Genomic DNA, 12531 nt, shown 5'->3' on the forward strand with positions numbered 1-12531 from the left:
GTTGACACCACCGCTCCCGCGGCACCCGTGATCACCTCCCCGGCAAACGGCTCTTCGACGACCGACACGACCCCCGTGGTCACCGGCACCGGAGAGCCAGGCGCGGCCGTGACGGTCGCGGAGGCAGGCAACCGGATCTGCAGTGCGACGGTCGCTGCCGGCGGCACCTGGAGCTGCACCTCCACCACCTCGCTCCCCCTGGGCCAGCACACCTTCACCGCGACTGCCACCGATGCGGTCGGCAACATCTCGTCGGGCGCCACGGTGACGTTCACCATCGCGGCACCGGAGAACCGGGACCGTGACGGCGACGGCCTGTCGAACACGGACGAGACCAGGATCGGTACCAACCCGGACGACCCCGACACGGACAAGGACATGCTCAGCGACGGCCAGGAGGTGACCGGGATGATCATCACCGAGCGCTTCGAGGTCTGCGGGAAGAAGGCCACGGACAAGATCCGCGTCTCCACCAACCCGCTGGTCAAGGACACCGACAAGGATGGTCTGACCGACGGACGCGAGGTCAAGGGCTACGTCATCAACCAGGTGATCTCGACCGCCCGCTCCGGCAAGACCGAGGTGATCGGCAGGACACGCTCCAACCCGTCCGCGGCCGACACCGACAAGGACGGCCTGCTGGACAACGTCGAGGTGAAGGGCTCCGCGAACAAGAAGTGGGACCGGCACAAGACCGACCCCACCAAGTGCGACACCGACCACGGTGGGGTCAGCGACGGTCGCGAGATCAAGCTCGGATCGGACCCGGCCCAGATCATGTCCGGGCCGAACGATCTGGAGACCCGCACGGGTCGTCGCGTCACCGGCTGACTCGACCTCCCACCCGCACTGGGCGTCGGACCTCGGTCCGGCGCCCAGTGCGCATTGCGTACGCCGTGACGTCTAGGGTGACGCCTCGTTGAGCAGGCTGTCGGGCAGTCACGGGGGCTGTCCGGTTTCAACTGAAGCGCAGTGCGAAGACGCTGCGTCGTCGTTGGCCGGGGGAACTGCCAGTGAGACAGGACCAATCCGATGAAGTCCACCAGCGGCATCGGTGGCCGCGGTTACGCGCGCCTTGTCCGCGCCGGCTCGGCTACTGGTTCGGCTCCTTCGCACTGATCGTCGCCGCGACGGCCTGGCATGCCTGGGTGGCCGCGTCCCAGACGTGGTATCTCGACGACTGGATGTACCTCGACCGCGTCAACACCTACAGCTTCGGCGACTACGTGCTCCAGGACTACAACGGCCACCTGATGCCGCTCCAGTTCGCGTTCACCTGGCTCGTCACCAAGGTCGCGCCGATGTCCTTCGCTGCCGCGACCGTGATCATCGCCGTGCTCTCTGCGGCCGGAGTCGCCGCATGGGCGGCCGCCTTCGCCGAGGTCTTCGGTCGCCGCCTGAGGCTGCTCCTCCCCTTGAGCGTCATCGCTCTCACGCCGCTGGTGCTCTTCTCCGCCACGTTCTGGGCCGCGGCCCTCCAGGTGTTTCCCTTTCAGGTGTTCCTGGGCCTGGCCGTCCTGTACGCCGCACGCGTGGCCCATGGCAACGAGCGTGCTCGCTGGCACCTGGCGCTGACCTACGTGCTGGCCCTCCTGTGGTGGCAGAAGGCCCTGCTCATGGTGCTGCCGATTGCGGCGGTGCTGGTCTTCTGCGCGCCTGGCCGGATCCGGCAGCACGCGAGGGCACTGCTGCCGCTGGCCGCGGCGACGATCGCCTACCTGCCGTGGTACCTCTACGTCCGTTCGCGGGTGGACGAGCAGCTACCCACCTGGGTCGTGCTGCCGGGCTCGTTCAGGGAGCGAGCCACGCAGTATGCCGATCACTCCTGGGGAGTGCTGGCCGACCTCGTGGTCCCGTCCCTGGTCGGTGGTCCCTGGGGCACCATCCCGATCGCGGAGGACCTCGACCACCACCCCCACCGACCGGCGATGCTTGCGCTCTCCGCCGTCGTCGTGCTCGCTATCGTCGTGGCGGTCCGCGTGCGCGGTCGCCGGTCCTGGGTGCCCCTGAGCCTGGGCATCACCTATCTCCTCACAGCCAGCACGCTGATCCTGTTCAGCACGAAGTACCAGTTGCTCGGCCCCGCGGCGCTGTACGAGGACCGCTACTTCGCCGACGTCGTCGTGGTGCTGATGTTCTCGTTCGCGATGCTGATCTGCCCCCCGCGCCACGAGGAGGCGTCGACCCGTCCACGGCAGCGGGGCACGATCGCCAGCTTCGCGGGTGGGGCCGGCTTGGTGGCGCTGCTCGCCTCACTGGTCACGGCCAACGTCCAGCACTGGGACCGCATCGGCCCGTCTGCGGGCCGCGACTGGGTGCGCACAGTCTCTGACGAGCTCACCACGGCAGGTCCCGTCAGCATCAGCGACAGCACGCCTCCGGACGACGTCATTCCGGCCTACTACTGGCCAGCCGAGCTCAGGACCTCGCGCATGTTCGCGTCACTGCACCCAGAGGCCCGCTTTGGCGCACCGGGTCAGCCGATCATGGTCTTCGACCGGGCCGGCCACCTCCAGCCGGGATCCGTGCAGGGGTCCATCATCAGCAAGGCGGGTCCTCAGCCGGACTGCGGCTACCTGCTGCTCGCCGGCAAGACAGTCCGCATTCCCATGACGGCGAAGCTCTTCGACTACGCCTGGGGGCTGGAGCTGACCATGTTCTCGGGAGCGGGAGGCACGCTGACGGTGACCGTGGACGGCGCCTCCCAGCAGACCGAGATCGCCAGCGGGCTCAGCAGCGCACAGTTCCAGCACGTGGGCCCGATCACCAAGGTGACCGCCCGCCTCGACGGCCCGGACGCCAGCGCGTGCGTGACGGAGGTGCGCGCCGGTGAGCTCTCGGCGCGGGTTGGATAGCCTTCAGTTCGTGCAGGACCATCTCCCGCAGTCCGTGCGAGTCGAGCGCCGCCCCGTTGATGAAGCTGAGTCCCGGCGCGCCAACGGTCAGGACTGGGACCGCTACGCCGATGAATACCAGGCCACCCACGGTGAGTTCCTCGGCAACACCGGGTTCGTCTGGGGTCCTGAGGGGCAGACCGAGGAGGACCTGGGCATCCTGGGTGTCGTCGAGGGCCGGGACACCCTCGAGGTCGGCAGCGGCGCAGGGCAGTGCTCTCGCTGGATCCGAACCCGCGGCGGACGTCCCATCGGCCTGGACCTGTCGGCTCGACAGCTCCAGCACAGTCGCCGCCTCGACGACGACTCGGGCGTGCCGGTGCCGTCCGTGCTCGGCACTGCGACACACCTGCCCTTCGCCGACCACAGCTTCGACATCGTCTTCTGCTCGTTCGGTGCCCTCCAGTTCGTGGCCGACATCGAGCGCGCAGTGTCCGAGGCCGCTCGGGTCCTACGGCCGCAGGGACGGTTCGCGTTCTCGATCACGCACCCGACCAGGTGGATGTTTCCCGACGATCCCGAGCAGGGCGGGCTCACGGCCTCGCAGTCTTACTGGGACCGGACGCCGTACGTCGAGATCGACGACGAGAGTGGTCTCGTGTCGTACGTCGAGCACCACCGCACCCTCGGTGACTGGGTCCGGCTCCTGGCCGGCCAGGGGTTCGTCATCGTCGACCTCGTCGAGCCGGAGTGGCCCGCCGACCATGCTCGGGTGTGGGGTGGCTGGTCGCGGACCCGCGGCCTGCTGACCCCAGGCACGGCCATCTTCGTGGCCGATCTCACGAACCCGACCGGCTGACTCTCCGCACACATGACAACAGGCCGGACCCCCACGGGATCCGGCCTGTCGATCAGGCGAGTGCGGAGCCGATCAGGCCTTCTCGTCCTTGCGGCTGGCGAACACGAGGAACGCGCCCGCGAGAAGGGCAAGGACGCCACCGATGAAACCGACCAGCGGCAGCGTGCCGGTGACCAGGTCGATCTGCGCCTTGTTGTCCTTGGCCTCCGAGACACCTTCAGCAACCTCGTCCTCGGTGAAGGCGAGGTTCAGGTCGAGCACCAAGGTGCCGTCATCAAGGGTGCGGGTCTCGTGCTGGGTCTGGTTGACGATCGCGCCGGTGATCGGCTCGACCCAGATGAACTTGTCCTGGCTGTAGGTGCCCTGGAGGCCTTCGACCACCTCGGCGGGGGTCTCGTCCAGCAGGATGTGGAACTTGTAGGCCGCGAGCCCGTCGAGCGTGTCGGTGCTGTCGTACTCGGCGGTGACCGGAGCCCCGACCAGACCGTCCCAGTAGGGGTAGTCCTTCTTCTCGGTGCGGAAGGGGAACTTGTTGACCAACCCCTCCTTCTCCTCGGCGCCGGCCGGGAGGTACTTGCCGTTGACGGCGAGCGCGTCGTGGCGGTCGGTGGAGAAGACGTCCGACGTGGCGCTGACGAGGCGGGCGTCCGGGTCGTCCGCGTCGACACAGTCGGGCACATCGCCCTCGTCGATGACGAGGCAGGTGGTGTTCACGAACACGATGACGTTGTCGTCAGAGCGCTTCGAGTCGGCCTTGGTGATGCTCGTGGCCTTCACGTCGATGGCCTCGGTCTCCCCGGTCGCGGGGTTGAGCTTGTCGGCATTGCCGCTGAGGCTCGTCGTGCTGTCGACGTCGAGCGGCGTCCGCTCGACCTGCCCGGGGGCCCAGACGGTGGCCAACAGGCCCGTCACCAACAAGAACGCGCCCAAGCCGAGCAGTACCCAGCCAATGATCTTGCGCACTACGAGGTCCCTCCCAGGAATCAATAAGTCGCCGAAGGCTACCAGCAGGTAGGCCTTGTGGGCACCCATATCGCCGAGCCGTTTGACGCGCGCCGAACAGCGATCCAGACGGTCATCCGACAGCGCCCGGACCGGTCGTTCTCGCTGTGGCATGATTCGCGCCCGGAGGAGGCACCGTGCAACCGAAGGGGCAACCCACCCGCGCCCGGCGGTTCCCGGGCCCGCTCGCCGTCGAGCATCTCGTGCCGGTGTCGCTGACACTGGTCGCCGCACACCTGCTCTTTCGTGCCTGGGCGCTGTCGGAGAACTGGTTCTTCTACGACGACTACTACCTGATCCAGGACGGGTCGTCGCCGTCGGCGCTGTCCCACCTCTTCGACCCCTACAACGGTCACCTGATGCCCGGAGCGCGGGTCATCGCCTGGGCGCTGGCCGGCAACGGCGGACTGAACTGGACCCTCGCGGGCGCCGTCACGCTGCTGATCCAGGCGGCCGCTGCCGGTGGGGCCCTGTGGATGCTGCTCACACTGTTCGGACGGCGGTGGGGCATCATCGTCCCGCTCGTCCTCTATCTCACGAGCGCGTTCACGATGCCGTCGATGATCTGGTGGTCGGTGGCCATCACCGCCCTACCGACCCAGGTCGCGTTCTTCTGGAGCGTCGGGTGCTTCGTTCGCTACCTGCGCACCCACCAGTGGTCGTGGCTGGGGTATTGCATCGGAGCCGTCTCCTTCGGGCTTGCCTTCGACGTGCGCGGGATCCTGGTGGTCCCGGTGCTGGTGTTCCTTGCCCTCGCCTACTTCGCGGGCGGCAACCTCGTGCGCCGCGTCGCCTCGTTGGGTCGCATCTGGCCAGCCGTGGCGATCGGCGGCGGCATCTCGCTCGCCTACGTCGCGGCCTACCGCATCCACGTGCCGCAACCGTTCAACGAGAGCAGTTGGCGCATCCTGCGCGAGATGGCCGACAACATGGTGCTCACCGCCTTTCCCACGGCCCTGGTCGGTGGCCCCTGGCAGTGGGAGGACACCCTTCTCATCGCGAACCCCCCGCAGTGGGCGGTGGGGTTGTCATGGGTGGCTGTCCTCGGCGTACCCGTCCACGCGTTCCTGCGTCGCAGGCGGACGCTGCGCGCCTGGGTGCCGACGGTGTTCTTGCTGCTCACGATCCTGGCGCTGGTCTCGCTTTCCCGCGCCCCGGCCCTCGGTGCTGAGCTGGGTCTGGACTACCGATTCTTCGCCGAGGTCTCGTGCGCGGCCGTCCTCGGGTGCGGACTTGCCTTCATGGAGCTCGAGGGGGCCACCGAGTCCAGCGCAGCGCGCCCCGCGCCGTTGCTGGCCCTCGCTCCCCCCCCGTGGCTGCTGGCAGGACTCGCCGTCGCGGTCACTGCTTCAGGGATCTACAGCGGCGTGGACTACACGATGAAGTTCCACGCCAAGAACGACAGCCACGCCTACTTCGACACGGCCGTCGCGGACATCGAACGTGTCGGCAACATCGATCTGGTCGACCAAGCGTTGCCGCCGGCAGTGATGGACCTGCTGTTCCACCCGCGCAACACGACCGGTCGGCTGCTGCCGATGATGACCGATCATGCGCGCTTCCCCCAGTCGGCGCCCACCCTGAGCATGCTTGACGACGGGGGCCACCTCCGCAGCGTCAATGTGGGCAGCGGCGTGGTCTCCAGGGATGGCCGCGACCGGGGCTGCGGTTGGCGCGTCACCGACAAGAACCGCACCATCCCCCTCACCGCTGCCGCGTTCGAGTTCAGCTGGTGGCTGCGCATCGGCTACCTCTCCAGCGCTGACTCGCCGGTCCGCATCAGCGCCGGCACGGCGACGATCGACACCATGGTGATGACCGGCCTCAACGATCTCTTCATCCACGTCGACGCCGGCTTCGACAACATCCGCTTCAGCGGGCTCGCCTCCGACACCACCCTGTGCGTCGACCGGATCGTGGTCGGCCAGCCGGAGCCGGGAGAGCCCCGATGACCTCTCACGACCCGACGCCCGGTCTGGAACTGCGTCCGTCGTTCCCAGTCCTCGACACCCTGCGCGCCGTCGGGGCGCTGGCCGTGCTCACCACGCACGCCACCTTCCAGGGTGGCGAATACCTGCGCAACGGGGTGGTCGGCACGATGTTCGCGCGCCTCGACATCGGCGTGGCGATCTTCTTCGTGCTGTCGGGTTTCCTGCTCTCGCGTCCCTACCTAGCGACCGCGGCCGCGCACACCTCGGCGCCCGGTGCCCGGCGCTACTACACCAAGCGTTTCTGGCGGATCGCCCCGCTGTACGTCGTCACCGTGGTCCTCGCCCTGCTGGTGATCTCGGAGAACGAGGGCACGAGCGTGCGGCGATGGTTCGCCACCCTGACCCTGACCGGCCCCTACGTGGACAAGCGACTTCCTCAGGGGCTTACCCAGATGTGGAGTTTGAGCGCGGAGGTCGCGTTCTACGTCGTGCTGCCGATCCTGATGTGGCTCGCGCTCCGTCATCGCCGCTTCGCGCCGTGGCGCGTGTGGGCTTTGATCGCGGGCATGGTCATCACCACTGTCGTCTGGGTCCTCTTCGTCAGTGACCGGTTGGAGGACGCCACCCAGGGCACTCCTGGCCTGTGGCTGCCGGCCTTCGCCAGCTGGTTCGCAGCCGGCATCGCCCTGGCACTCCTGCACGTCCAGTTCCAGCTCGGGCAGCTCCCCCGAGGCGCTCGCTGGGTGGTCGCGCTGAGCCGCCAGCCGGGAGTCTGCTGGACGCTGATCGCCGGGCTCTTCCTGATGGCGGCCACGCCACTCGCTGGCCCGGTGATGTTCCAGGTCGGCACGCACGGCCAGATCCTCACCAAGCAGTTCCTGTATGCCGCCGTCGGGACGCTCATGGTCGTCACCGGCATCTTCGGAGCGGGCGGCGCCTACGCGCGGATCATGTCCAGCCGGCTGTTGCGGCACGCAGGACACATCTCCTACGGCATCTTCTGCATACACCTCGTGATGCTGAGCCTGGTCTACCGCTTCACGGGCTTCGAGGTCTTCCAGGGCGACACCCTGCCGATCTGGGCGATGGCGCTGGTCCTGTCCATCGTCGCCTCCGAGTTCCTCTACCGCGTGGTGGAACTTCCCGGCGTCCGCTTCGGCCACCGCGGTGCCCCGAAGTCGGCCGCGACCCAGCCGGCGGCGACGCAGCATGCCGCAAGCACCAACAACTGAGGCCAGCCCAGGTGTCCTGCCCAGCCCGAGCCTGACCCCCACGGTCGGACGAAGTAGGCGCCACCGACCGGGATCAACAACACCGCTGCCCAAGCGCCACCGAACGCGGGTGCACGGCGGAACAGCAACAGACCGGCCCCCAGAGCGACGGTGGAGGTCACGAGCCCGGCCGGACCGGCCAACAGGGCCCCGGCCCCGAGCACGCTCAGGCCGAGCCACCCCCCCGAGGCGCGGCGGGGTCCGATCGCGGGCGGCTCCCCGGCAGCACGCCCGGGTCGCCGGAGCGATACGACGATCAGCGTGAGAACACCTACGAGGCCGAGGGCGAGGGCGAGGCGATACATGAGGTCGGGTCCGAACCTGGCTTCGACCGGCTGGTCGCTCCTCGTTGTCCACCCCTGGCGCCAGCCGTCGAAGACGACCGGAGTCAGCTCAGCCCCAGACTGTTCGGCGTCCCAGCCCTCATTGACGTTCATGTGGGTGACGAGCGGACCGGCGTCAGTGGGCTCCGCGTCGATCGTCACCGGGGACGGCTGTCGTGCGACGACACTGCCCGCGTCCGCGGTTGCCGAGGCGCCCAGCACGACGGAGTCGGCCACGAAGGCATCGCTCGCGAGGACCGCGACGGCGTTCGCGCCGCTCTTGAGGGCGACCGTGGGGCTGCCGCACGGCACGGCCTCGGCTCCCGCGCCGGCGAACATGTCCGCAGGCGTGCCGACGACCCTGGTCGGGATCGACGCGCCGTTGACCTCGAGCCTCGGCCCGGTCCCGCAAGCGGTGTTGATCGCGGTCGTCGGCAGGGCCACGGGGATGTAGGGAAGTCCCGTGAGCACGAGCTCGGAGATGCCCACGGGCACCAGCCGAGTCGACCCGTCGAAGCGGATGTCGCTGGCCGGCTCCGCATCGATCACGTGCACGGTCAGGTGGTTGGTGCGGATGGGTGAGAACCGCGCGGAGCCCGAGTCGTTGAGCTCGACGAACTTCGACCCGCCGCGCCAGAGCAGTCGGACGGACTGCGGTGCGCGCGCCGCCGTCTCCTGGGCCACGTTGAGGGCGATGCCGGAGATCGTCCGCTTGCCGAGCCAGTCGAAGTCCAGCTCCGGCTCGATCTCGCCCAGGCTGGAGGTCCAGGTGGTGTGCGGATCGCCGTCGATGGCGGCGACCGGGCCGCTGCGCTGGTCGACGTTGCCGACACTGGAGGCGATGACGGAGACCGCCTGGCTGGTCAGGGCGATCCGGTCGAAGGCCCGCCCCGGTCGGGCACTGACGCGGATGCTCACCGGCCACTCGGTCGCGTCGGGCAGCGTGAAGGCACGATGGAAGTCGGTGCGCTCCTCGGGAGTGGAGGCCTGACCCTGCAGGCAGCGCACGTCCGTCTCGACCACGGCGCATCCGTTGCGTGCATCCATCAGGCGGCGCAGCACCACGAGGTCGGGCGCGACGCCGTCGGGCAGGTCGGGCAGCACGAGCTCGCGGGTGACATCGATCCGGTCAGAGACGATCTCGGTGATCGCGAGCCGGTTGTCGGGGCGACCCGAGAGGTCCTCGATCCGCAACCGCTTCGTCGTCCCGGGCACGGCGACGCGGCGGGTGTCGTTGGGCCGGAAGCCGAGCGGCGGACTCTCCCAGTCGTCGGTGACGACCCGGAGCTCTTCGTTGCCGTCGTCGGTCACGGTGATCGAGACCTGGCCCAGCGCGACCGGCGTCTCGAACTCCACCTGCCACCACCGGCCGCCCTCGGTCACGGCTCCCGCCGACCATGCGGTCGAGGGGTCGCCGTCCAGTGCGGCGTACGGCAACTCCCCGGGCTGTACGGCGCCGTAGGCGTTGGCGTCCGACTGCGAGCTCGAGGCGGTGACAGACGCGGCCCCGTGGATCCGGGCGGACGTGGACCAGCGGTCGGCATCGGGCAACAGGTAGTCCCGGGCGAACTTGGAGAAGTTGCCGGCTTCGGACGCGGAGCGCGTCGCGGACGACGAATCGTGCAGCCGGCCGAAGTTGCGCTCGACATTGCGCAGCCCGTCGGTGAGGATCACGCTCGTCCCAGGTTCCGGCTCCGGCTGATCGGCGGCCAGTTGCACGGGGGCGTCACCGAGCACGCCCAGGTCCGCGAGGTCGAGCAGGTCTTCGGGGCCGCCGACCACGACGACGTTCCTGCTGGTGGTCTCGGCCGGCGACGGGGTCGGGGTGACGGCGAAGATCTCGATGGCGGCGTACTCGCTCTGCCAACCGCCGTTGACCATCGCCTTGCCGAGCTCACCCTCGATGCGGGCCGCACCGCCGACGTTGGGCCCGAACTCCGCCACGAGTGCAAGGCCCGGGCTGTCGTCGATGGCTTGGTGGACGAGCACCGGATCGGGGATGTCGGGACCGCGCGAGAGGTCGTTGCGCATCACCAGATGGCTGACGCCCGCGCGACGCAGATAGGCAGTCAGGCCCGGGCTGCCGCGGCCCTGCGCCAACCGAGTCTCGATCGCGTCGAGCATCCGGATGTTGCCGGCTGGGGCCAACGGGACGGCGTTGCGCACGGCCCACGGCGTGGTGGCGAGCGCCTGGAAGGGTTCGTCTCGAGGCGATCCCCACACGTAGGAGCCGAAGCTGGAGCCGGGAACCAGGAGGGCGACACCCGGATCGTCCTCGTCGCCCAGCCACTGCGCCGCCTCGTACCAGTAGCCAGGCACGTCCGAGTAGGCGGCGGCCGGTGCCACGCGACCGACCACCATCGGCAGGGCCGCGCCGATCACGGCCACCACGGCGATGGTCACCCACGTCCGGAAGTTGATCCGGTCCCCGCGCGAGGCAGTTCCGTCGACCCGGGCCGCGGCGAGGCGCTCGGTGATCTCGCTGACGCAGAACGCCAGCCCGATGACGAGGGGCAACCGGATGACCGGGTCGAACTTGTGCACATTGCGCAGCGGCGCCAGTGGCCCGTCGAGCAGGTCCTGGAGCTGCGGTGCGAACCACCCCTCGACCGCCCCCTGGTGTCCCATGGTCACCAGGAAGACCCCGACGCCCACACCGCTGAGCAGGAATCCGCGGTGGGGATTGCGACGCAAGGACAGGCCGATGAGGCCGAGCATCAACAGGACCACGCTGTTCATCACCAGGTAGGGCTGCCGGATGAGGTCGTTGCCGGCTCGTGAGGCGCTGTCCACGAACGGCACCCAGTTGGAGGTGCCCCGGAGTGCGTCGAACAGGGACGTGGGGAAGGTCGTGTTGGCCGCCGCCTCGATGTAGTCCAGGAACGGCGGGCTGTAGGCGCCCAGCACGAACAGCGGGATCAGCCACCACAAGGTCCCGAGGGCGGTGAAGAACGGCCACCACACCATCATCGAGCGACGGCGGGGTCCGGCTGCGCGCGTCAGCAACCACAGGGCCCCCAGTGGCAGGACCGCCGAGGTGGCGGCCGCATTGACGCCACCGACCATGGCGACGGCCAGGGCGGACAGGGCCGCCGCCCGCCGGGGCGAGCCGCGTTCGGCGCCGATGATCAGCGGCAGCAGCACCCACGGGGCCAGTGCGCTGGGCCACGCCTCGATGGAGATCGGTCCCAGCACGGTGAGCATCCGCGGCGAGAGGGCGTAGGCGAAGCCGGCGAGCAGGCAGGCGAGATCGGACCGGACGCCGAGTCGGCGGCTCACGACCGCGGCGCCGACGAAGGCCACCACCATCACGAGGGCGACCCACAGCCTCTGGACCACCCATTCGGGAAGCCCGAGCAGGTCGCCGATGACGAAGAATGGACCCATCGGCCACAGGTAGCCGTAGGCCTGGTTCTGGAGCTGCCCGAAGGCGCCTTCGGCGTCCCAGAAGTGGCCCGCCCGGGCGAGGAAGTCGATCGGGGCGATGGCGAGATCGAGCTTGGTGTCGGGGACGAGCAGACCCGGCGACTGCGTCATCGCCAGGCCGAGCAGGATGGCGCAGCCGGCGAGGAGTCGCCATCGGAGCTTGGTGGTGGTCTCGCCGGTCACCGTTTGCGCAGGACCAGGACGAGGTTCCACGTCACCACCTCCCGGACGAGAGGCACCCGCAACAGCCACCTGCTCCACCACGGGTTGTAGCGCGGGATCAGGTGCACGACGTCGGCGACCTGCTGGTCTCGGGCCCACCGAAGACCGTCCGCGACCGTGACGGCGAACAGCGATTCGCCGTACTTGTTCTTGGGCTCGTGACCCTGCGTCCTCGTGTAGCGGCGACGCGCGCGTCGACCCCCGAGGAAGTGCCACGGTGACGTCTCGTGCCCGCCCCACGGGCCGTACCACGTCGTGTAGCTGATGAAGGTGAGCCCGCCGGGCTTGGTGACGCGCACCATCTCGCTCGCCATCCGCCACGGGTCGGGCACGTGCTCGAGCACGTTGGAGGAGTAGCAGACGTCGACCGCGCCGTCGCGGAAGGGGAGGTCCATCCCGCTGCCGATGACCGTCCCGGCCCCGATGTGGCCGGTGCCGGCGAGCTCGCCGACGTCGGAGTCGAGGGAGAAGTACGTCGCGCCGGCGTCGTTGAAGGCGTCGCGGAAGTAGCCGGGGCCGCCACCGACGTCGAGGAGGGTGGCGTTGGCCAGGTCGGCGTACTCGCCCACCTGGGCTGCGGAGTCCTGTGCGAGCGCCGTGTAGAAGCGGGCCGGGTCGGGCTGCTCGTAGCGGAACTCGTTGAAGAGGAACAGCGAACGACGC

8 protein-coding genes are annotated in these 12531 nt (G+C 69.0%); 5 read left to right on the forward strand and 3 right to left on the reverse strand.

What is annotated here, in order from left to right:
• The 3 genes from RMO85_RS10780 to RMO85_RS10790 form a co-directional block, all read left to right on the forward strand.
• Window positions 1-831, forward strand: an 831-nt coding sequence (locus RMO85_RS10780) for an Ig-like domain-containing protein (protein ID WP_310528725.1), incomplete at its 5' end; no start/stop codon positions are given.
• A gap of 182 nt (window positions 832-1013) precedes the next feature.
• On the forward strand, window positions 1014-2855 hold the full coding sequence (locus RMO85_RS10785; RefSeq protein WP_310528726.1) for a hypothetical protein: 1842 nt from the start codon (window positions 1014-1016) through the stop codon (window positions 2853-2855).
• A gap of 10 nt (window positions 2856-2865) precedes the next feature.
• Window positions 2866-3693 (forward strand): class I SAM-dependent methyltransferase, encoded by an 828-nt coding sequence (locus RMO85_RS10790; RefSeq protein ID WP_310528727.1) that lies wholly within the window; start codon window positions 2866-2868, stop codon window positions 3691-3693.
• Window positions 3694-3765: 72 nt separating this feature from the next.
• On the opposite strand, the gene RMO85_RS10795 is transcribed toward RMO85_RS10790, so the two are convergent.
• The gene (locus RMO85_RS10795; RefSeq protein WP_310528728.1) at window positions 3766-4656 is read right to left on the reverse strand and encodes a DUF3068 domain-containing protein; all 891 of its coding nucleotides are present in this window, start codon (window positions 4654-4656) and stop codon (window positions 3766-3768) included.
• Window positions 4657-4832: 176 nt separating this feature from the next.
• On the opposite strand from RMO85_RS10795, the gene RMO85_RS10800 reads away from it, so the two are divergent.
• Window positions 4833-6647 (forward strand): hypothetical protein, encoded by a 1815-nt coding sequence (locus RMO85_RS10800; protein WP_310528729.1) that lies wholly within the window; start codon window positions 4833-4835, stop codon window positions 6645-6647.
• A complete protein-coding gene (locus RMO85_RS10805) occupies window positions 6644-7858 on the forward strand; it encodes an acyltransferase (protein WP_310528730.1) in 1215 nt (404 codons plus the stop codon). The genes RMO85_RS10800 and RMO85_RS10805 overlap by 4 nt, the downstream gene beginning before the upstream one ends.
• Here the strand turns inward: RMO85_RS10805 and RMO85_RS10810 are convergent.
• Entirely contained in the window at window positions 7750-11829 is a 4080-nt protein-coding gene (locus RMO85_RS10810; protein ID WP_310528731.1) for an alpha-(1->3)-arabinofuranosyltransferase, read from the reverse strand. The two genes, RMO85_RS10805 and RMO85_RS10810, sit on opposite strands and share 109 nt — an antisense overlap.
• Window positions 11826-12531 (reverse strand): class I SAM-dependent methyltransferase (locus tag RMO85_RS10815; protein WP_310528732.1); only part of this gene is annotated, 706 nt, incomplete at its 5' end. The genes RMO85_RS10810 and RMO85_RS10815, both read right to left, overlap by 4 nt.

Origin of the sequence: Nocardioides sp. (assembly GCF_031422975.1) — a bacterium.
In the GTDB taxonomy this organism is placed as follows: Bacteria; Actinomycetota; Actinomycetes; order Propionibacteriales; family Nocardioidaceae; genus Nocardioides.